This window comes from Mycobacterium sp. (assembly GCF_049683355.1).
Lineage (GTDB): Bacteria > Actinomycetota > Actinomycetes > Mycobacteriales > Mycobacteriaceae > Mycobacterium.
The window spans coordinates 12145-31703 of record NZ_JBAUJB010000121.1; the positions used below are offsets into that span (position 1 = coordinate 12145).

Genomic DNA, 19559 nt, shown 5'->3' on the forward strand with positions numbered 1-19559 from the left:
GGTTTGAGCGGCGGCCGCTGCGGGAACAGAGGCTTCGCCGGCGCGCCTGCGCCGCTCCCGGATACGGCAGGTGCCGGTTCCCGGGCAGAAACGCAGAAAGGGTGCGTCCCGTGGGTGATGACAACAATTCAGGTCCGGAAGAGGGCATCAAGGGTGTCGTCGAGGGCGTGAAGGGCAAGGCCAAAGAGGTTGCCGGCGTCGTCACCGGACGCGACGACCTGCAGCGCGAAGGCGAGGCGCAGCAGGACAAGGCCGACGCGCAGCGTGAGGCCGCGAAGAAGGAAGCCGAAGCCGAGAGCGCCCGCGGCGCCGCAAAGGCCAGCGAGGAACGGCAGAAGGCCGAGCAGTAGCCAACGCCGCCGGCGTGAGTGCTCGGCGATGACCGTCACCTCCATCCGCGCCAAGTCGGCCGAGAGCCGACGATTCTCGATCGCGTCGACGTCGCTGGACGTGCTGTGTCGCACTGGCGGCACAGAGGTGACGATCGCCGTGTCCGGCGAGGTCGACGCAGTCAACGCCAAGGAATTCGCGCACGTCGTGCGAGAGGCCGTGGGGGAGCGCACCGGTGTGGTCCTCGACCTCACCGGGGTGCCCTTCATGGCCTTCGACGGCGTTTCCGCGTTGTACGCGATCAGCGCCCACCTGCTCCGCGAGGACGCGGCGTGGTGTGTGGTGCCCAGCACTGCCGTGTCGAGGGTGCTGGATCTCTGTGATCCCGAGCGGCTGATCCCGCTGGCTGGGATCAGGTCGCTTCGGGGCGTCGCATCGGCTTGACCACGGTCCGGTTCAGCGAACTTTTCCGGCGACCGCGGCCGAACCGGGCGTAGTTCTCTTCTCAGCCTGCTTTCCCGGGTAGGGCCGCGGGGTATTTTGTGGCCGTGTCCGGTTGTGATCTGGCGCTCACTTTGCGCGGAAATACTAAGAAAACGTGATCGCCAGGTTTGGTTCGCCTAAGCAGAGTACGAGTTGCGCTCAAGGCCATAATTGCTGGCAGGATATTGATCACCATTTGCCGCCCGGTGATAGCAAAACGGCGACCAAGAAATTCCTAAGTGTGCCCTGAGAGGGTGAACCGTTGCGGCGAGATCCGGAGATTTCGCCAGGGTTCATCGCGAATTTACGTGGCTACACTCGACTCAGGTCGCGCCCGGACGGGCGGTAACGACGGTGAATCTAGTGCCGGTTCAGTTGAGGCCGGCGGAGGTACCACGACATATGGCAAACATTTTAAGGCCCATGGGGTCTGTGATGCACGAAGCCAGTTCTGACGCTCCTGTGGCTGACGAGGCGCTTGTGGACACGGCGAAGGCATTGACCGCCGACGCGATCCTCGAGCACCGTGTCGCCGTCGGGCACGGCCCGGTCGGCGACATCGCCGCCGGCGGTGCCGGCGTGGTCGTCACCAACCCCGCCGCCGACAGTTTGTCGGTTCTCGGCGCCGCCGGCCGGACGTCCGGTATGGATCTGGGACTGGCGGGCGAACCGGTCTCCGTCGTCGTCACCGACGACCGCGCCTACGTCACCACCGCCTCCGCCACCCAGGACACGTTGTCGGTGGTCGACCTGGATGCCGGAACCGTCGCCGCGACCTTCCCACTGGCTTTCGGGGTCAGCGCCCTGGCCGCCAGCCCCGATGGCAAGCGTGTGTACGCTGGGCGGACCGCCAACGGCCACGTCGACATCACCGTGATCGACACCGCGGCCGAGCGCGCCGGGACCATCGACATCGGAAACGGTCCCGCGGCCGGCCTGGACGCCCTGTGCGTGGACCCCACCGGAAAGCGCCTCTACGCGGCCGTCACCGATGACAACGGCAGCCAGGTGATCGCCGTGGACACCGAGACGTCCCGCGTGCAGCGGGTCATCCCGGTCGGCTCACCGATCCGCGACATCGCCGTCGCCGGTGGCACGGTTTATGTGCTGACCTCCGACCGGGTGGTAGGCGGCGCGGTGCACGTCATCGAGATGTCGACCAGCAGGGTGACCGCCACCATCGAACTCGGCGGTGCTCCCACGCAGCTGGTGATGAGCCCGGACCACGCGCGTGCCTACATCGTCGACTACGACCGGGTCGCGGTGCTGTGCACGCTGAGCCTCGAGGTCGTCGCGTCGCTGTCGGTGGACGCCCGCCCTTCCTGCGTCGCATTCGACGACGACGGATCACACCTCTACGTGGCCGACTACTCGGGCGTCGTCAGTGTGTTCACCGTCGAGTCGACGATCGAGAAGCTGTACTCGGAGTTCCTGGCGACCGACCCGATCGCGCTGAGTGTTCCCCGGGCCAGGGAGTTGCAGCCCGCGGCGGTCTGACCCCACGGTCAGCGCCACTGATAGCGGGTTCTGGGGGGCCGGCCTTGCCGTAATCGGTGTGGCGGCGGACCGTGCCCTCGTCGGCGAGCCGTTCCAGATGACGCCATGCCGTCACCCGGGAGACACTACCTGCTTGGCCACCTCGTCTGCGGTGAGCCCGGCCGGGCCGGCTGCCCGATCCGAGCCGACACGAAGCTCCCCCAGCGCGCGGTCGACCTCGGCTTGGCTGGCGGCGTCGGTGCCCGCAGGCAACGCATCGCGGTAACGCTGGTCGCGCTCGAGCCGGTCACGGAACGCGGCGAACGAGGTCCTCGCGGGCAGGGATCCGTTCGACGAGGTCACCATGCTCGACGACTCGCCGAGGTACGGTTTCTGACGATCTCCAGCCGAGATCCGTCAGAGACCGTACTTTCGGCGTCCCTAGCCGGTGCAGTTCAGTGACACCGAGATCGACTGACAAACAACCACTTCGACCACACCGCGGTCGTCATCGTGGTGGCCACGGCCATCGACCTCGACGAACTCGGTCTGCTGCTGGGGATTGCGGATGTCGGTGACAATGCATTCGCCGATCGGTGCGGTGCCTATCCGGTCGATGTTGACGTAGTAGCCCGCCAACTCCAGCTGCTCGATGATCTCCCAAGGATTCTGCTGATCAGCCGCCGCGGTGCCCGCCGGCCCGAACGCCACGAAGATGCCCACCAGTATCAGTGCTGTGCGCATGCCGGACCTCCAGGTGATCCCGACCTGCTGGTTACATCGCCGTCCGGCCCGCGAACGTTTCTCTGGCGAGCAGACACAAACTCGCGCGCAAGGGCCGCAATTCGAACGAGTTCGCGTCTGCTCGCGAAGAGGCGGTGACCCTAGCGGTCGGCGCGCTGGTAGGCGGTCACGACGGCGGCGCCACCGAGCCCGATGTTGTGCTGCAGGGCAGCGGTGACGCCCTCGACCTGACGCCGATCCGCCGTGCCGCGCAGCTGCCAGGTCAGCTCACTGCACTGGGCCAGGCCGGTGGCGCCCAACGGATGGCCCTTGGAGATCAGCCCACCCGAGGGGTTGACCACCCACCGTCCGCCGTAGGTGGTGTCGTTGTCGTCGATCAGTTTGGGTGCCTCACCCGGACCGCACAGCCCGAGGGCCTCGTAGAGCAGCAGCTCGTTGGCCGAGAAGCAGTCGTGCAGTTCGATCACCTGGAAGTCCTCGGGTCCCAGCCCGGACTGCTGGTAAACCTGTTGGGCGGCTTGCACGTTCATGTCATGGCCGATGACGTTGGCGGCGCTGCCGTCGAAGGTCGACGCAAAGTCGGTGGTCATGGCCTGCCCGACGATCTCGACGGCCTGCTCGGCCAGGTTGTGCCGTGCGACGTAGTCCTCACCGGCCAGCACGACCGCCGCGGAACCGTCCGACGTCGGCGAACACTGCAGCTTGGTCAGCGGGTCGGAGATCATTATCGCCGCCAGGATGTCTTCGAGGGTGTACTCGTCCTGGAACTGTGCGTACGGGTTGTTCACCGAGTGCTTGTGGTTCTTGTGGCCGATCTTTGCAAAGTGCTCGGCGGTGGAGCCGTATTTCTTCATGTGTTCACGGCCGGCGGCGCCGAACATCCACGGCGCCACGGGAAACTGCATCTCGTCGATCTCGTTGAGTGCCAGGATGTGCCGCTTCATCGGTGACTCGCGGTCGTCGGCTCCGCCGCCGAGCGAGCCCGGCTGCATCTTCTCGAAGCCCAGCGCCATCACGCAGTCGACAAGTCCGCCGCGGATGGCCTGCGCGCCCAGGTACAGCGCGGTGGACCCGGTCGAACAGTTGTTGTTGACGTTGACGATCGGGATGCCCGTCATGCCGAGCTCGTAGAGCGCACGCTGCCCCGAGGTCGAGTCACCGGAGCAGTACCCGACGTACCCCTGCTCGATCTCGGTGTAGTCGATCCCGGCATCCTGCAACGCCTTGGTCCCCGACTCGTTGGCCATCTGCGGGTAATCCCAGCCCTCGCGCCGGCCCGGCTTCTCGAACTTGGTCATGCCCACGCCGATGACAAAAACTCGGTTCCTGGCGTTGCCCATGGCTCCCCAATCTCTTCGCAGCTCTGCGTCCATCACCGTACCGCGATGCTCAGCCGTACTGCAGCCACCAGTTGTGCAGCTCCTCGAGGTCGGGTCCCTGCGCGTCGGCCAACAGCAGTCCCGCGTCGTTGGTCCACACCACGTCGGCGCGATCGTTGTAAGTGCCACAGGCGATCTGGCCTGCAATCTGGTCCGGGGTCTCGGTGTAGTTCCACGTGGTCGGGGAGTCCACGCCGCTACCAGGACACTCCAAGTTCTCGGCGTTCAACAACACCGCCTCGTTGAAGGCGTCGTCGAGGGCGGCCTGGTCTCCGAACAGTGAGTAGCGGGTGCTCGCGGGGCCGCCCGGGGAGGTGGCCTGTCCGCAGTCGACCGTCGCGATGGACGTCCCGGCCGGCGGGCTGATCGGCTCGCAGTTCGAGCTGTCATGGCCGGCGGACAGCAGCGCCATCAGTTGGGCATTGGGGGACTCGCTCCGCGGCGGCGGCGCCGTCGTCGTCCTGGGTCGCCGGGTGGGCTCCGGGGAACCGGTGGTCTGCCGCGGGGTGCTCGTGGGGGCCGCCACCGGCCCGGGCGTCGAGTCATCGGGCTGGAGCAACCACCACACCGTGACCCCGCCCAGCGCGACGACCATCACCACGACCGCCGACAGGAGCAGGATCAGCGGGGTTTTCCCGCCACCACCCGTGGGCGGGCCGGGCGGCGCGGCCCAACCGGGAGGCGGGGGGCCGGGCGGCGGTGTCCAACCCAGTGGGGGGCCCGGCGGAGGCGGCGGCGGGTAGGTCATTCGTCGCTCCTGAAGGTATGCGCGGCGGGCCATCACACCTTAATCCCGGGCACGCCCGGACATACGGTCAACGACCAGGTCGATGCCGGGTTGCCGCTTTTGTCTCCACTCGTACCCGGATCTGGTGTACATCTGGGTAGAACGTGTTCTAGTTTCCCTCCCGGGAGGAGAGGACATGGCGCTTCGCGTCGTGCAGTGGGCGACCGGCGGAGTCGGTGTCGCAGCGGTCAACGGGGTGCTCGAGCATCCCGAGCTGGAACTGGTGGGCTGCTGGGTGCACTCCCCGGACAAAGCGGGCGAGACGTCGGCCAGATCGTCGGCACCGAGCCACTCGGCATCACCGCGACCAACAGCGTCGACGAGATCCTCGCGCTGAACGCCGACGCGGTCGTCTACACACCGCTGATGGCGAACCCGGACGAAGTCGCCTCGCTGCTGAGGTCGCGCAAGAACGTCGTGACACCGGGCCTCGCAGGAGATCGCGGTCGCCACCGCGACGATCAACTCACCCATGGGTCCGATGGAGCCCGGGCAGGTCGCCGGCCGCAAATTCCACTGGGAGGCACTCGCCGACGGCGAGGTCGTGGTGCGTGTGACGGTGAACTGGTTGATGGGCGAGGAGAACCTGGACCCGGCATGGTCTTTCGGGCCGGAGGGGCAGCGCTACGAGATGGAGGTGTGCGGCAACCCCGATTTCACGGTGTCGGTCAAGGGCTTCCAGTCCGAGCTCGGCGAAGAGGGGCCGGAGTACGGCGTCGTCGGCACTGCCGCGCACTGCGTGAACTCGGTGCCCGCCGTGTGTGCGGCGCCGGCCGGCATCGCCACCTACCTGGACCTACCGCTGATCAGCGGAAAGGCCGCGCCCCGCTTTCGTTGACTAACATCTGTTTCATGCCTGAACCCCATGTGATGGCCCAGTCGCGTGCCATACCCGTCGGCGTGGACTCCGCATTCGCCCGCACGCTGGCGGTGCCACTACCCACCCTGTTCAGCCGGTGGTACGGGCCGATCTCGCCGGTCAAGGCCGTACGCGGGCAGGATGGTGACTGGAGCACCGCAGGTCAGACCCGAACCGTCATGCAGGTGGGCGGCGGCAGCATGCGCGAGGAGCTGACCATCGTCGACCCCCCGAACCTGTTCCGCTACACGCTGTCGGACGTCACCGGTCCGCTGGCGCCGCTGGTGGACCATATCGACGGGGAGTGGTCGTTCGCTCCGGTCGGCACCGGCACAGCGGTCACCTGGCGCTGGGCCGTCCATCCGAAGTCACGGGTGGCGGCCGCGGCGCTGCCCGCATTCGCGGTGCTGTGGCGCGGATTCGCGCGCCAGGCCCTCGAGCAGCTCTCCCACGAGCTCCTGCGCTGAATGGGCGACGACGGAAGCGCGCTGGTGCTCGCCGGCGGGGGACTGGCCGGCATCGCATGGGAAACCGGTGTGCTGCAAGGAATTTCCGATGAAGTGCCCGCGGCGGGTGAGGCACTGCTGGGCTCCGGGGTGCTTGTCGGCACCTCCGCCGGCTCCACGGTCGCCGCGCAGCTGGGCAGCGGTCTGCCCGTAGCCGAGTTGTTCGACCGGCAGGTGGCCGGCGACAGCCGCGAAATACATCCCGGTGTGTCCGTGGAGGCGATCACCGAGCTGTTCCTGACCGCGATGCTCACCCCGGACGCGACCAAGGAACAGAAGCTGCAGAAGATCGGCGCCGTCGCCGCGTCCACCGAGACCGTGCCCGAAGCGGTGCGTCGTGAGGTGATCGCGCATCGGCTGCCGTCGCACGACTGGCCGCAGCGCACGGTGCGCGTCACTGCGATCGACATCGACACAGGCGAATTGGTGGTGTTCGACAACTCCTCCGGTGTCGACCTGGTGGACGCGGTCGCCGCGAGCTGCGCGGTGCCCGGGGTGTGGCCGCCGGTCACCATCGGTGCCCGCCGCTTCATGGACGGCGGGGTGGGCAGCACCGTGAACATGTCGGCTGCCCGGGACTGCGGCGTCGCGGTGGCGCTGGTGCCGTCGGGGCAGGACTCGCCGTCGCCGTGGGGGACGGCTGCTGCCGAGGAGATCGACGGGTTTCCGGGCGCGAGCCTGGCGGTGTTCGCCGACGCGGAGTCGCTCGCCGCCTACCGGCCCAACCCGCTGGACCCGGCCTGCCGCGCACCGTCGGCGCAGGCGGGGCGGGTCCAGGGCCGCCGAGAGGCTTCCCGGGTGGCCCGGTTCCTAGGGCTCTGACTGTTCGTCGAGTGCGTCCAGCGCGGCACTGGCGAGTTCCTGCCCGATGTCGATGACCTCGTTGGCGCGGTGGAAGTCCAGGCTCCGGCACACCGTGCGCGGAACCTCGATCAGCAGGTCGGGCGGGTAGGCCGCCAGCGTGTGCCGGGCCAGTGCGGCCTGCGCGATGTCGATGGTGCGGTTCATCACCTCGAAACCGCCGAGCTTGGGCACCATGGGCACGCTCTGTTCCTCGACGTCGTCGTCGTCTTCGTCGGACGCGACGAAGCGGCCCAGCACCGCGCGTCCCGTCTGGGTCTCGAGCAGTGACCGGGCGGCCTTGGTGTCTAGCAACGACGAGGTACTGCGCCACATCCGGGTGAGCCATTCCGCGGTCAGGCCGGCTTCGACATCGGTACGCCTGGCCCGGGGATCGTCCCCGGACAGGCTCACGGCGATCGTGGCGTCGGCGACGGTCGCGGCGATCGGCGCCATCGGGATCGGATCGAGGATGCCACCGTCGGCCAGCAGCCGACCGCCGAGCACATGGGGGGTGATGACGCCGGGGATGGCGATCGACGCCCGGATCGCGTCGTCCACCGGGCCACGTTGCATCCACACCGACTTGCCGGTGATCAGGTCGGTTGCCACGGACGTGAACGGCATCGGCAGTTCCTCGATGGTGACCTCGCCGAGGATCTCACGCACCGCCTCGAGAATCTTCTCGGCGCGCAGTACCCCCGCCGAGGTGATCGACGGATCGAGTAGGCGCAGTACCGCACGCTGCGTCAAAGAGCTTGCCCACAAGGCGTATTCGTCGAGATTGCCGGCGGCTTCCAGCCCGCCGACCAACGCCCCCATCGAGGACCCGGCGATGCCGACGATCTCGTGGCCGCGCTCGTGCAGCTCATTGATCACGCCGATGTGCGCGTATCCGCGCGCTCCACCACTGCCCAGCGCCAGTGCCACCCGCATGGGTCTCATTCTGCTCTCCGCGGAGTGACTACCCGCAGAGCGCGTCGGCCGCCGCCTCCACGGCGACGATCACCGCGGATTGTCGGCCCGGTGACAACTCCGACCACGGGCTGCCGAACGTCGCGGGCCCGGACGAGTTCTCCGTCTGCAGCGTCTCGAGGAAGGGCTCGATCTGTGTATTCGGATCACCGCCCTGCTGGGCCATCCATGTCCGCGCGGCCAGGCATGCCTGGAAGTAGTCGTCCTCCGTGGACTCCGCAGGTGCGCCGACCGCGGTCGTCACCCCGCCGGGGGAGACGCCGACCTCGCCGGGAGCCACCGGGGCGGCGACCGCCGAGGACGCCGCCGACGCAGAGGATGGCGAGGTCGCAGGAGACGGCGTCTCCGCGGGTTCGGTGTCAGATGAGCAGCCGGACAGCAGTGCCAGACCCGCTACCGCGGCACCGACGGCACGAAGTGGGAACCTGTGCATCCCGCCAATCTAGGCAACGCCGGTGGCCACACCATCACCGGTCTTCGAGAACCGCCTTGAGGAACGTGCGGGTGCGCTCGTGCTCGGGGGCGTTGAAGATCTTCGACGGGGGGCCGTCCTCGATGATGACGCCGTCGTCGAACATCAGCACCCGGTCGGAGACATCGCGGGCGAAGTGCATCTCGTGGGTGACGATCAGCATGGTGATGTCGGTGGTCTCGGCGATGTCGCGCAGCACGCCCAGCACGTCGACGACCAACTCCGGGTCCAGCGCCGAGGTGACTTCGTCGAGCAACAGGATGTCGGGCTCCATCGCCAGCGCCCGCGCGATCGCGACGCGTTGCTGCTGCCCGCCCGACAGTGTGGTGGGGTGGGCGTCGACGAAGTCGCCCAGGCCGACCTTGTCGAGCAACTCGGTGCCGCGGGTGCGGGCCTGCTCTTTGGGAAGGCCGAGCACCGACACCGGTGCCTCCATCAGGTTCTCGATCACCGTCATGTTCGGGAACAGGTTGAACTGCTGGAACACCATGCCGATCCGGCGGCACACCGTGCGCAGGTGCTTGTCCGAGGCGGGCACCAGCCGACCGCCGCGGCGCTCGTGGGTCAGCGGCTCGCCGTCGACCCAGATCACGCCGTCACTGACACGCTCCAGCGTCATCAACAGCCGCAGGATCGTCGTCTTGCCCGAGCCGGACGGCCCGATCAACGTGACCCGCTCACCGGGGGCGACGGAGAAGTTCATTCCGTCCAGGACGGTCTTGTCACCGAAACGCTTGACGACGTCCTCGAAGCGGACCATCGGGGCGGCCGAATCATGTTGCACGGGCAAGGCGGATCTCCAGTTTTCTCATCAGCACCGAGGTGGGGTAGCTCGCGGCCAGGAAGATCAGGCCCGCAACGGTGATCGGCTCGATGTATCGGTAGTTCTGGCCGCCGAACTGGTTGGCCACGGTCACCATCTCGGCAACGCCGATGACGATGAGGAACGGGGTCTCCTTGAACAATGCGATGATCTGGTTGCCGGTGGACGGCAGCACCCGCCGCACCACCTGCGGCAGGATCACCCGGCGCCAGGTGCGGTGGGGCGGGAGCGAGAGCGCCGTGCACGCCTCCCACTGGCCCTGCGGGATCGCGTCGATGCCGGCGCGGTAGACCTCTGACATGTAGCAGGCGTAGTGCACTCCGAGCACCGCGATGCCGGTGACCAGCGCACTGGGCCGGATCCCGAGGACGGGCAGGCCGAAGTAGACGAAGAACAGCTGGATCGGTATCGGCGTGCTGCGCACGAACTCCACCACCCCGTAGGTGGGCCAGCTGATCCAGCGTGAGTCGGCCCGCCGGCCCAGCACCAGGACCAGCCCGACGACGATGGCGATCACCGACGCCGCAGCCGTGATCCCGAGCGTGTACTTCAGGAAGGCCGAGACGAGGCCCGGCAGTACCTCGCGTGCGTAATCCCAGTCCCACAGGCGGCGCTGCTCGTCGGTCACGTGGTCGCCACCCGACGGGGTTGCTTCGCGGCGTTCGCCTTCGGGCCCCGCCCGACGCGGGCGGCGGTGCGGGCCTCAACCCAGCGAGTCACCGCGACCAAGATTTGGGCGAGCAGGAAGTACACGACCAGCGCGATGCTGAATGCGGCCATGCTGCCCATATCGAACTGCAGCTGCTTGACCTCGAAGGTGAGCTCGGTGATGCCGATCAGATACAGCAGCGATGAGCTCTTGAGGATCTGGATCCACAGGTTGCCGAACGGCGGGACCATCTCCGGCAGCGCCTGGGGCAGGATGACCCTGGTCATCCGCCGGAAGCGCCCCAACCCGAGCGCGACGGTGGCCTCCCACTGGGTCTTGGGCACCGACGCGATGGCACCCCGGACCACCTCGGCGCCGTACGCGCCGAAGTTCAGCCCGAACGCCAGGGTGGCCGCCGCCATCGGCTCGAACCGCAGACCCAGCTGCGGCAACACGAAGAAGATCCACAGCAACTGGACCACCAGTGACGTGCCACGGAAGAACTCCACCACCACCCGGGAGAAGCCGCGCACCATGATCGAACCCGACAGCGACATCAGGCCGAACGCGAACGACACGACCAGCGCGGCCAGCGCCCCCAGAACCGTGTACAGCATCGTCAGGCCGGCCCCGTGCAGGAACAGGGGGCCGGCCTCGACGAGCTCAGCGAGCAACGGCTCAGCCCTGGCAGAGCTGTTCTGCGGTCAACTCCGGGTCGGGACGCTCGGCTTCGGTGAACCCGTAGGGCTCCACCAGCTCGAGCCACTTGGGGCTCTGGATGAGTTCGGCCAGCTGTTCGTTGAACGCCTCACGCAGCTCGGTGTCTGTTCGCCGAAAGACCGCCGCGCCGGCACCGAGTTGCTCCTCACCGTCGATGACCGGGACGAACGCCTCGGCCACCTCGACTGTGTTGTCGTCGGCCGCGAGTGCGCGCAGCGAGATGCTGGTCAGGGCGAACGCGTCGGCGCGGCCGGACTTCACTGCGTCCAGCCCCGCCTGCTGGTCGGCGACGATCTGCAGGCGGTCGTCGGGCACACCCGAGCTCTTCGCCTGGTCGACCTCCACGGCGCCGTTCATCACCGCGAGCCGGGCGTCGCCGTTGGCCACCGAGGCGTAGTCGGTCAGGCCCTTGGGGTTGCCGGTCGCCACCAGCAGCGAGGTGGTCGCCACGTACACCGGGTTGCTGAACGCCGCCTGCTCGCAGCGCTCCGGGGTGATGAACATGCCGGCGGTCACCACGTCGACGCGTTCGGAGTTCAGTGCCTGGATCAGCGAGCCGAACTCGAACAGGTGCGGCTCCAGGGAGATGCCGCCGATCTGATCGAAGATGTAGCCGTGCACCGCGGGGTCCTCGCCGACCAGTTGGCCGTTCTCCCGGTAGGCGTACGGCCGTTCGTTGGCGAAACCGACGTTGACCGACTTGTCGGCCTTGATGCGCTCGAGCGTGCCGCCTTCGCCGGTGGGGCTGCCGGTACCCGGTTCGGTCGTCGAGCAGGCGCCGACGGCGACCAGGACGACGCCCAGGCCGCCGGCGAGCAGAGTCCGCCGTAGCTTGGCCGACGACGGGTGGGTGCGGGTGTTCATGGTGACCTCTTCTCGGGTTCGACGGTTCGAGGAACCACGGTGAGGTACCGCACCCGACGGCCGAAGAGCACATCCACGCCAAGCACGGCGCCAGGCCGTTTTCCTTGTCGGTAAGCCGACGTTAGGAGGCTGACGCGGCTTCGTCAAAAGTCTGGCCTGCTTCGTGACCGCACCGTGATCCTGGCGGAGTACTGGCATCGGTGCGACGAAGCGCTCAAAGAACTGCTGGGCTAGGAGCTCTCGCCGCTGTACAGCATCGGGCGCAGCCGTTCGGTCTTCTCGGGTGACCACCCGGGCGGCGACAGGATCGCCGCCCACGCGTCCGCGACATCGGCGACGTAGACATGGCCGTGGCCGTCGGGGACGTTGACCGCCACCGCCATGTCCGCCGACACCTGCAGGAAGGTGACGATCGGAATCCACTCCATGTCCGGTGACACGTCGTAGCCGCGCGCTTCGCGCAGCCAGTCCGGTTTGGCGAAAAGCAGATCCGGGCTCCACCACGCGATCGGATCAGAGGCGTGCTGCAGATAGACCACGCGCGGCTGACCCCACGGGTCGTTGGGACGTTGCAGATTGCCGGACTCGGCGACGAACCGGACGTTCTCACCGTTGTCGTAGATCGGCAGCCACTCGGGCGAACCCGGGTCGCGGTTGGCCGTCAGATCGGTCCAGATGGTGTTGTTGAAGGTGGGCCCGCTGAACAGCGCGCCGTCGGTCCGGGCGATCAGGTTGTTCAGCGCCAGGAACGGCGCCTCGCCGCCGAAGGACCCCAGGCTCTCGCCGAACACCACGAGGGTGGGCCGCTCGGCTTCCGGCATCTCGCGGATCAACTCGTCCACGGCTTCGAACAACGCCTGGCCTGCCTGGCGGGCGTTCTCCTTGTCGACGAGGAACGACAGCCAACTGGGCAGGAACGAGTACTGCATGCTGACGATGGCGCTGTCGCCGTTGTACATGTACTCCAGCGCCGCGGCTTCGGCCGCGTTGATCCAGCCGGTCCCCGTGGTGGTGGCGACCGCGACGACCGCCCGGTCCAGTCCGCCGGTGCGCTGCAACTCCCGCGCGGCCAGCGTCGCCGTCTCCTTGATGCCGTCCGCTGAATGCAGGCCGGCATAGGCGCGGATCGGTTCGACCGCCGGGCGGCCGTTGAACTCGCTGAGTTGCTCGACCGTGGGACCGCCCGTGATGAAGATACGTCCCTGATGCCCCAACGACTCCCAGCTGACGAGCGACTCGGGTCCACCAGAACGCAACGGGGTGTCGGGTCCGGCGAAGTCGGGATCTGTCTCGTCGTTGACCGCCGCGAAGGTGCTGTTGATGGTGTTCATCGCGAACCGCACCACCACGCCGCTGAGCAGCGCGATGGTCAATGCGAGCAAAAGGGCCACCGCGACGACCGCCGAAACTCGGTGCGGGGCAACGCGACTCAGCTGCCGGACCAGGAAACGCACCAGCTTTCCCACCAGCTGGCCGAGTTCGACGAGCACGAACAACGTGATCAGCGCCAACGCCGCGGCCAGTGGGTGGTCCCAGAATCCCAACCGCGGCACGCCCATCAGATCGCGCACGTCGTCCTGCCAGCGGTGGAACCAGACGATCATCAGGGTCATCGCGATGGCGCCGACGACGACGAGGACCAGCCACGCCCACCGCGGAGCGGGCGGGCTGGAGTCCTTGGACCGCATGTAGCGCACCACCCACACCGCGAAAACGCCGAGGCCGTAGCCGGTCGCCCCGGCGCCCCCACTGACCAGTCCCTGGAACAGCGGGCCCCGCGGCAGCAGCGACGGCGTCAACGAGAAGTACAGGAAGATCAGGCCGACCGCGGTGCCGGTGAAGGTGTAGTGCCGGATCCACCACGCATTCCTGGTGGTGGTGGGGGCGGGTGTGGTGTCGTCACGCGGCCCGTCTTCGATCGCTACGGCACCCTCACCGGAATCGGTCACCAACGCACTCTAGGAGTGGGTGAAGTTCGCGGCCCGCTTCTCGGCGAACGCGTTCATGCCCTCGGTCTGATCGTCAGTGGCGAAGGCCGAGTGGAAGAGTCGGCGTTCGTAGAGGAGGCCCTCGGCCAGCGTGGATTCGAACGCGCGGTCGACCGCCTCCTTGGCCATCCGCGAGGCGGACAACGACATGCCTGCGATGGTCGCCGCGACCGCTTTTGCTTCGTCGAGCAGGGCGTCGGCTGCCACCACGCGCGACACCAGCCCGGCGCGTTCGGCCTCCTCGGCGTCCATGTTGCGCCCGGTCAGGATCAGGTCCATCGCCTTGGCCTTGCCGATGGCGCGCGTCAGCCGCTGCGACCCTCCCATGCCGGGCAGCACGCCCAATTTGATCTCGGGCTGGCCGAACTTGGCGGTGTCTGCCGCGATCAGGATGTCGCACATCATCGCCAGTTCGCAGCCGCCACCCAGTGCGTAACCGGCGACCGCCGCGATGGTCGGGGTGCGGGTAGCCGCGAACTTGCCCCAGGCGGCGAAGAAGTCGGCCGCGAAGACGTCGGCGAACGACAGGTTCGCCATCTCCTTGATGTCCGCGCCGGCGGCGAACGCCTTCTCGCTGCCGGTGAGGACGATTGCACCGACACCCGGATCCGCGTCGAGTTCAGCTGCGGCGGTGGTGACTTCGTTCATCACCTGGGTGTTGAGCGCGTTGAGGGCTTTGGGGCGGTTCAGCGTGATGACGGCGACCCGGTCCTCGCGGGTGACCAGGATCGTCTCGTATGTGGATGCGGTCATTGCTGCTCCTGTCGGTGTCCGGGTTCGAATGTCAGGTCGGGGTCGGCGGAGACGAAGTACGCGGCGACGTCCTCGGCGGTGACTTCCGCCGGCGACGCCGGTGACCATTGTGGGTTGCGATCCTTGTCGATGAGCAGTGCCCGGATCCCCTCGACCAGATCATGGGACCGCAGCGCGCCGCACGAGGTGCGGAATTCTTGGCGCAGCACGTCTTCCAGCGTGTTCAGCGACGCGGCGCGGCGCACCGCCTCCAGTGCCACCGACACCGAGATCGGGGAGCGGGAGGCGATCAGATCGGCCGCCTCGCCGGCAGGTTCGGCGCCGTGGCCGCGCAGGGCTTCGACGATGTCGGAGACGGTCTGCCCCCCATAACAGTTGTCGATCCATTCCCGTTGGGCGAGTAGGGGACTCGGCGGTGGTTCCTCTGCGAAGGCCGCGATCGCACCGTCGGTGCCGTCGGCCTGGATCTTCTCGGTGAACGCATCGAGCCGGTCGTGGGGGACGAAGTGGTCGGCGAAACCCATCGCGAGCGCGTCGGCGCCGGTGAACGGCGCACCGGTGAGGGCGGCGTGGATGCCGAGGAGGCCGGGAGCGCGCGACAGGATGAAGGTGCCGCCGACGTCGGGAACGAACCCGATGCCGACCTCGGGCATCGCCATCTTGGTCGTCTCGGTCACCACGCGGACGCTGCCGTGCGCGCTCAGGCCGACACCGCCGCCCATCGTGATGCCGTCCATCAGCGCAACATACGGCTTGGGGTAGCGCCCGATGTAGGCATTGAGCAGGTACTCGTCATGCCAGAACTGCCGCGCCTCGGCCCCACCGGCACTGGCACTGTGATAGATCGCCACCACGTCGCCACCCGCGCACAGGCCCCGGTCACCGGCGCCGGCGACGACGACCGCGCGGACCGCGTCGTCGTTCTCCCAGGCGGTCAGCGCCGCGGAGATCCGGCCGACCATCGGGTGGGTGAGCGAGTTGATCGCCTTGGGCCGGTTGAGCGTGATCAGCCCGACACTTCCGACCACAGAAACTAGGACATCCTCGTTTTTGTGCACGGAATGCAATCTAGTTCGTCGCCCACGGTAAAGCAGGCCCGGGTAAGGTTCCTGTGAACGGCCTGGGAGGTTCCCCCGGGAACCGAAGACGGCCGTCGATCGTTGAATGTGCGTTCGTACATTCGAGCCACAGCACAGGAGAGGAACCGACGGTGCGCGAGAGCAGCAACCCGGTATTTCGTTCGCTGCCCAAGGGGCAGGGCGGATACGCGCAATTCGGTACCGGAGCCACCGGCGCCGGTGCGCAGGCAGTAAAGGCTGACCCCTACGCAGGGGCGCAGTACCCGGACCAGCAGCAGACGGGTGTCTCCCGTCCGCTGACCATCGACGACGTCGTGACCAAGACCGGCATGACCCTCGGGGTGCTGTCCTCGGTCGCGATCGTGGCCTACTTCGTGGCAGCGTCCAACGTCGCGCTGGCCATGCCCATGCTGCTGATCGGTGCGCTGGGCGGCCTGGGCATGGTGCTGTTCGCGACGTTCGGTCGCAAGCAGGACAACCCGGCGATCGTCCTGAGTTACGCCGCCCTGCAGGGCATGGCCGTCGGCGCCATCTCGTTCGTCTTCGCCAACATGATGGTGTCGGGGATCTCGGCGGGCGCGCTGATCGGCCAGGCGGTGCTCGGCACCGTCGGCGTGTTCGCAGGCATGCTCGTCGTCTACAAGACCGGAGCCATCCGCGTCACGCCGAAGTTCACCCGGATGATCGTCGCCGGCATGATCGGCGCGCTGGTGCTGATGCTGGGCAACTTCGTGCTCGCGATGTTCGGCGTCGGCGGCGGTGAGGGCCTCGGCCTGCGCAGCGGCGGGCCCATCGCGATCATCTTCTCGCTCCTCGTGATCGGTTTGGCGGCGTTCAGCTTCCTCATCGATTTCGATGCCGCCGACCAGATGATCCGCGCCGGTGCCCCCGAGAAGGCCGCCTGGGGCATCGCCCTCGGCCTGACGGTCACCCTGGTGTGGCTCTACATCGAGATCCTGCGCCTGCTGAGCTACTTCAACAGCGACTAGCAGCAACACGAACGAGGGGCGCCCACAGAAGTGGGCGCCCCTTTCTCGTGCGCTGGTGTGCGCTCAGATCGAGCAATTGCTCAAGGCCCGATCTGTGTGCACACCAGAGAGCCACTATCCACAGGCTGCGGACCAGCCCTGGTTTGTCGGCCAGAGGTTCTGCGAGATTCGGGGGTGATGCCGCTCGACGGACCGTTCATCGGGAGCGAGGCGCTGGCGCCGGGCCTCGTCACGAAACACCACCTGCGCGCACGCTGCCAAGCGGTCTTCCCCGACGTCTACCTGCTCGAACACCTGGAGCCGACGCTGGCGCAACCGGACCAGGGCAGCGTGGCTGTGGTCGAGACGCAGAGGCGTCGTTGCGGGAGCCGCCGCAGCTGGAGTGCACGGTGTCAGGTGGATACCCGACGACGAACCGATCGAGCTGGTCTGGTCCAACGCCCGTCCGCCCACAGGCATCATCACCCGAAGGGATCGGCTGGGGGAGGGAGAAGTCCAGCGGTTGCGGGGCCTGCCCGTCGTTCCGAGATCCTCGACCGGGTCGCTCGGGCACGCCAGGGAGCTACGAGAGGCGCTCCACGACCATCGCCATGCCCTGCCCACCGCCCACGCACATCGACTCGATGCCGAAGGTCTTGTCCTGGGTCTGCAGGTTGTTCAGCAGCGTGGCGGTGATCCGCGCGCCGGTCATACCGAACGGGTGGCCGAGAGCGATCGCGCCGCCGGAGATGTTGAGCTTGTCCTCGTCCATGCCCAACTCGCGGGCCGAGCCGAGCACCTGCACCGCGAACGCCTCGTTGATCTCGTACAGGTCGATGTCGCCGATGCTCATCTTGGCGTTCGCCAGAGCCTTCTTCACCGCCTCGATCGGGCCCAGACCCATGATCTCCGGCGACAGGCCGCTCACCCCCGTCGACACGATGCGCGCCAGCGGGGTCAGGCCCAGGGCTTTGGCCTTGGTGTCGCTCATGATCACCACCGCCGCGGCGCCGTCGTTGAGCGGGCAGGCGTTGCCCGCGGTGATCGTGCCGTTCGGCCGGAACACCGGCTTGAGCTGGCTGATCTTGTCGTAGGTGGTGCCTGCGCGCGGGCCGTCGTCCACCGAGACGACGGTGCCGTCGGGCAGCGTCACCGGGGCGATCTCGCGGGCGAAGAACCCGCTCCTGATGGCTTCTTCGGCACGGTTCTGCGACCGCACGCCCCAGTGGTCCTGGTCTTCGCGGCTGATGCCGGTGAACGCCGCGACGTTCTCGGCCGTCTGGCCCATCGCGATGTAGACGTCGGGCAGGTTGCCGTCCTCGCGGGGGTCGTGCCACTCGGTGGCACCTGCGGCGGCCTGTTCGGTGCGTGCCTGCGCGTCGGCGAACATCTCGTTCTTCGAGTCGGGGGCGCCGTCGGCGGCTCCCTTGCCGAAGCGCGACACCGTCTCCACACCCGCCGAGATGAAGGCCTCGCCCTCGCCCGCCTTGATCGCGTGGAACGCCATCCGCGTGGTCTGCAGCGACGACGAGCAGTAGCGGTTGACCGTGGTGCCGGGCAGGAAGTCGTAGCCGAGCTCGACCGCCACCGCGCGGCCGATGTTGTATCCGGCCTCACCGGCGGGCTGGGCGCAGCCCATCATCAGGTCGTCGATCTCCCGCGGGTCCAGGCCGGGGACCTTGTCCAGCGCGGCCCTGACCATCTGCGCGGCGAGGTCGTCGGGGCGCATGGTGACCAGCGAGCCCTTGTTGGCTCGGCCGATGGGTGAACGGGCGGTGGCGACGATGACGGCCTCGGGCATGACGGCTCCTTGCGGGTTCGGGCGGAAACTACACAGAACCTAGCCCGCGCCGACCGGCATCGGAGCGGGCACCCCACCCAGAACGGGTGCCGGCACCCCGGTCGAACGCCGCCACAACCGGCTGAGCCCGCAGACCCGGTCCAGCAGCGATCCACCGTCCGGCCTGCGTGATTCCAGCGCCTCCTCGCGCGGCATCCCGGTGACGAATTCGCCCAGTTCGCTGCAGAGCGCCGGCAGCAGCTGCTTGGCCGCCAGCGCGTAGCCGGCCGCCGAGGGATGGAACATGTCCTGGGAGAACAACAGCTCCGGGGTCTCGTAGAAGTGCGGTGCCAGCAGGTCCGAGAACGGCACCGGGGTACCACCTGCCGACCGCACCGCGGCCGCCTGGGCGCGGGCCAGCCGCAGCCCGCGGCTGCGCGCCACCCATCGCAGGGGTTGCGGGATCGCGGTGATGACGCCGAAGTCCGGGCAGGTGCCGACGGCGACGACGGCACCGCTGCTGCGCAACCGCTGCACGGCCCGGCCGAGCCGACGCGCCGACGGACCGACGCCGTTCGGTTTGGTGATGTCGTTGGCGCCGATCATGATCACCGCGGCATCGGGCGGGGGACCCGCGACGAACATCGCGTCGATCTGGCCGGACAGACCCTTGGAGGTGGCCCCGACGATCGCCTTGGTGCTCAACCGGATCCGCTTTCCCGACTCCTCGGCCAACCCTCTGGCCAGCAGCACCCCGGGCACCTCGTCGCCGCTCGTGCAGCCGTACCCGGTGGCTGTCGAGTCGCCGAAGATCATCAGGTGCAGATCGAACGGGATCCCGCGGTGCCAGCGCTCGACCGGGCCGCCACCTGGCGCGTACACGCCGTCCGCGCGCGGCGGGATGTCCCACGACTTCGGGATGACACTGCGTGCCTGCTCGGCCTGCCCGCTCAGCAGATTTCGGGCCCCGACGTAGGCGGAGCCGGTCGACGCGAGGGCGGCGGCGGCCACCAGGGCGACGACCGACGGTCGCGGGTTGCGACTGCGCAGGTGAGGAGCATGACGGGTAATGCCCACGCAGCCG

At 67.9% G+C, this 19559-nt stretch carries 20 protein-coding genes and 2 pseudogenes; 7 read left to right on the forward strand and 15 right to left on the reverse strand.

Annotated features, from left to right (window positions below; genetic code table 11):
- The first annotated feature begins 110 nt into the window (after positions 1–110).
- From mbp1 to WA944_RS07500, 3 genes are all read left to right on the forward strand, one after another.
- Positions 111–350, forward strand: coding sequence for a microaggregate-binding protein 1 (gene mbp1, locus WA944_RS07490; protein WP_163894110.1), 240 nt, complete (start codon positions 111–113; stop codon positions 348–350).
- 28 nt (positions 351–378) lie between these two features.
- Complete coding sequence (locus tag WA944_RS07495; protein WP_526374457.1) at positions 379–774, forward strand: STAS domain-containing protein; 396 nt, start codon at positions 379–381, stop codon at positions 772–774.
- A 441-nt stretch (positions 775–1215) separates the two neighbouring features.
- A complete protein-coding gene (locus tag WA944_RS07500; protein ID WP_526374455.1) occupies positions 1216–2310 on the forward strand; it encodes an MmpL3/TtfA transport complex stabilizer in 1095 nt (364 codons plus the stop codon).
- An 8-nt stretch (positions 2311–2318) separates the two neighbouring features.
- On the opposite strand, the pseudogene WA944_RS07505 reads toward WA944_RS07500, so the two are convergent.
- The 4 genes and pseudogenes from WA944_RS07505 to WA944_RS07520 form a co-directional block, all read right to left on the reverse strand.
- Positions 2319–2616: pseudogene (locus tag WA944_RS07505) on the reverse strand (response regulator); the annotation flags it as partial.
- Between the two features lie 114 nt (positions 2617–2730).
- A complete protein-coding gene (locus WA944_RS07510; protein ID WP_526374453.1) occupies positions 2731–3033 on the reverse strand; it encodes a hypothetical protein in 303 nt (100 codons plus the stop codon).
- A gap of 140 nt (positions 3034–3173) precedes the next feature.
- Positions 3174–4373, reverse strand: coding sequence for a thiolase family protein (locus WA944_RS07515; protein ID WP_526374451.1), 1200 nt, complete (start codon positions 4371–4373; stop codon positions 3174–3176).
- Positions 4374–4422: 49 nt separating this feature from the next.
- Positions 4423–5160, reverse strand: a complete 738-nt coding sequence (locus tag WA944_RS07520) for a hypothetical protein (RefSeq protein WP_526609605.1) — start codon at positions 5158–5160, stop codon at positions 4423–4425.
- A gap of 175 nt (positions 5161–5335) precedes the next feature.
- Between WA944_RS07520 and WA944_RS07525 the strand changes: the two are divergent.
- From WA944_RS07525 to WA944_RS07535, 3 genes and pseudogenes are all read left to right on the forward strand, one after another.
- Positions 5336–6037 (forward strand): annotated as a pseudogene (locus WA944_RS07525) (hypothetical protein).
- Between the two features lie 14 nt (positions 6038–6051).
- Complete coding sequence (locus WA944_RS07530; protein ID WP_526609607.1) at positions 6052–6525, forward strand: SRPBCC family protein; 474 nt, start codon at positions 6052–6054, stop codon at positions 6523–6525.
- A complete protein-coding gene (locus tag WA944_RS07535; protein WP_526609609.1) occupies positions 6526–7386 on the forward strand; it encodes a patatin-like phospholipase family protein in 861 nt (286 codons plus the stop codon).
- Here the strand turns inward: WA944_RS07535 and WA944_RS07540 are convergent.
- From WA944_RS07540 to WA944_RS07580, 9 genes are all read right to left on the reverse strand, one after another.
- Positions 7375–8340 (reverse strand): patatin-like phospholipase family protein, encoded by a 966-nt coding sequence (locus WA944_RS07540; RefSeq protein ID WP_526370974.1) that lies wholly within the window; start codon positions 8338–8340, stop codon positions 7375–7377. The two genes, WA944_RS07535 and WA944_RS07540, sit on opposite strands and share 12 nt — an antisense overlap.
- A 28-nt stretch (positions 8341–8368) precedes the next feature.
- Positions 8369–8812: a lipoprotein LpqV gene (gene lpqV / locus WA944_RS07545; protein WP_526370972.1), complete on the reverse strand. Its 444-nt coding sequence runs from the start codon at positions 8810–8812 to the stop codon at positions 8369–8371.
- A gap of 34 nt (positions 8813–8846) precedes the next feature.
- Positions 8847–9611, reverse strand: coding sequence for an ectoine/hydroxyectoine ABC transporter ATP-binding protein EhuA (ehuA, locus tag WA944_RS07550; RefSeq protein WP_526370976.1), 765 nt, complete (start codon positions 9609–9611; stop codon positions 8847–8849).
- A 13-nt stretch (positions 9612–9624) separates the two neighbouring features.
- Positions 9625–10302 carry an ectoine/hydroxyectoine ABC transporter permease subunit EhuD gene (gene ehuD / locus WA944_RS07555; RefSeq protein WP_526370970.1) on the reverse strand — a complete coding sequence of 226 codons (678 nt, stop codon included), beginning with the start codon at positions 10300–10302 and terminating at the stop codon, positions 9625–9627.
- Positions 10299–10997, reverse strand: a complete 699-nt coding sequence (gene ehuC / locus WA944_RS07560; RefSeq protein ID WP_526370968.1) for an ectoine/hydroxyectoine ABC transporter permease subunit EhuC — start codon at positions 10995–10997, stop codon at positions 10299–10301. Before ehuC ends, ehuD begins: the two co-directional genes overlap by 4 nt.
- A gap of 4 nt (positions 10998–11001) precedes the next feature.
- Entirely contained in the window at positions 11002–11907 is a 906-nt protein-coding gene (gene ehuB, locus WA944_RS07565) for an ectoine/hydroxyectoine ABC transporter substrate-binding protein EhuB (protein ID WP_526370966.1), read from the reverse strand.
- Positions 11908–12137: 230 nt separating this feature from the next.
- Positions 12138–13826: an alpha/beta hydrolase gene (locus WA944_RS07570; protein WP_526373414.1), complete on the reverse strand. Its 1689-nt coding sequence runs from the start codon at positions 13824–13826 to the stop codon at positions 12138–12140.
- Positions 13827–13865: 39 nt separating this feature from the next.
- Positions 13866–14648: an enoyl-CoA hydratase gene (locus WA944_RS07575; protein WP_526373382.1), complete on the reverse strand. Its 783-nt coding sequence runs from the start codon at positions 14646–14648 to the stop codon at positions 13866–13868.
- Positions 14645–15706, reverse strand: a complete 1062-nt coding sequence (locus WA944_RS07580) for a 3-hydroxyisobutyryl-CoA hydrolase (protein WP_526373384.1) — start codon at positions 15704–15706, stop codon at positions 14645–14647. The genes WA944_RS07575 and WA944_RS07580 overlap by 4 nt, the downstream gene beginning before the upstream one ends.
- A 152-nt stretch (positions 15707–15858) precedes the next feature.
- Between WA944_RS07580 and WA944_RS07585 the strand changes: the two genes are divergently transcribed.
- Positions 15859–16716 carry a Bax inhibitor-1/YccA family protein gene (locus WA944_RS07585; protein ID WP_526373386.1) on the forward strand — a complete coding sequence of 286 codons (858 nt, stop codon included), beginning with the start codon at positions 15859–15861 and terminating at the stop codon, positions 16714–16716.
- Positions 16717–17278: 562 nt separating this feature from the next.
- On the opposite strand, the gene WA944_RS07590 is transcribed toward WA944_RS07585, so the two are convergent.
- A complete protein-coding gene (locus WA944_RS07590) occupies positions 17279–18496 on the reverse strand; it encodes an acetyl-CoA C-acetyltransferase (RefSeq protein ID WP_526373388.1) in 1218 nt (405 codons plus the stop codon).
- A gap of 39 nt (positions 18497–18535) precedes the next feature.
- Positions 18536–19525, reverse strand: coding sequence for an SGNH/GDSL hydrolase family protein (locus WA944_RS07595; RefSeq protein ID WP_526373415.1), 990 nt, complete (start codon positions 19523–19525; stop codon positions 18536–18538).
- Positions 19526–19559: the final 34 nt, after the last annotated feature.

What these genes read in the sequence shown, in the direction of transcription:
- ehuB (WP_526370966.1), bottom strand. Translation starts at nt 11,907, where the DNA reads ATGAACACCCGCACCCACCCGTCGTCGGCCAAGCTACGGCGGACTCTG.
- WA944_RS07540 (WP_526370974.1), bottom strand. Translation starts at nt 8,340, where the DNA reads ATGCGGGTGGCACTGGCGCTGGGCAGTGGTGGAGCGCGCGGATACGCG.
- ehuA (WP_526370976.1), bottom strand. Translation starts at nt 9,611, where the DNA reads ATGGTCCGCTTCGAGGACGTCGTCAAGCGTTTCGGTGACAAGACCGTC.
- lpqV (WP_526370972.1), bottom strand. Translation starts at nt 8,812, where the DNA reads ATGCACAGGTTCCCACTTCGTGCCGTCGGTGCCGCGGTAGCGGGTCTG.
- WA944_RS07520 (WP_526609605.1), bottom strand. Translation starts at nt 5,160, where the DNA reads ATGACCTACCCGCCGCCGCCTCCGCCGGGCCCCCCACTGGGTTGGACA.
- WA944_RS07530 (WP_526609607.1), top strand. Translation starts at nt 6,052, where the DNA reads ATGCCTGAACCCCATGTGATGGCCCAGTCGCGTGCCATACCCGTCGGC.
- WA944_RS07500 (WP_526374455.1), top strand. Translation starts at nt 1,216, where the DNA reads ATGGCAAACATTTTAAGGCCCATGGGGTCTGTGATGCACGAAGCCAGT.
- WA944_RS07535 (WP_526609609.1), top strand. Translation starts at nt 6,526, where the DNA reads ATGGGCGACGACGGAAGCGCGCTGGTGCTCGCCGGCGGGGGACTGGCC.
- WA944_RS07495 (WP_526374457.1), top strand. Translation starts at nt 379, where the DNA reads ATGACCGTCACCTCCATCCGCGCCAAGTCGGCCGAGAGCCGACGATTC.
- WA944_RS07515 (WP_526374451.1), bottom strand. Translation starts at nt 4,373, where the DNA reads ATGGGCAACGCCAGGAACCGAGTTTTTGTCATCGGCGTGGGCATGACC.
- WA944_RS07590 (WP_526373388.1), bottom strand. Translation starts at nt 18,496, where the DNA reads ATGCCCGAGGCCGTCATCGTCGCCACCGCCCGTTCACCCATCGGCCGA.
- WA944_RS07510 (WP_526374453.1), bottom strand. Translation starts at nt 3,033, where the DNA reads ATGCGCACAGCACTGATACTGGTGGGCATCTTCGTGGCGTTCGGGCCG.
- WA944_RS07575 (WP_526373382.1), bottom strand. Translation starts at nt 14,648, where the DNA reads ATGACCGCATCCACATACGAGACGATCCTGGTCACCCGCGAGGACCGG.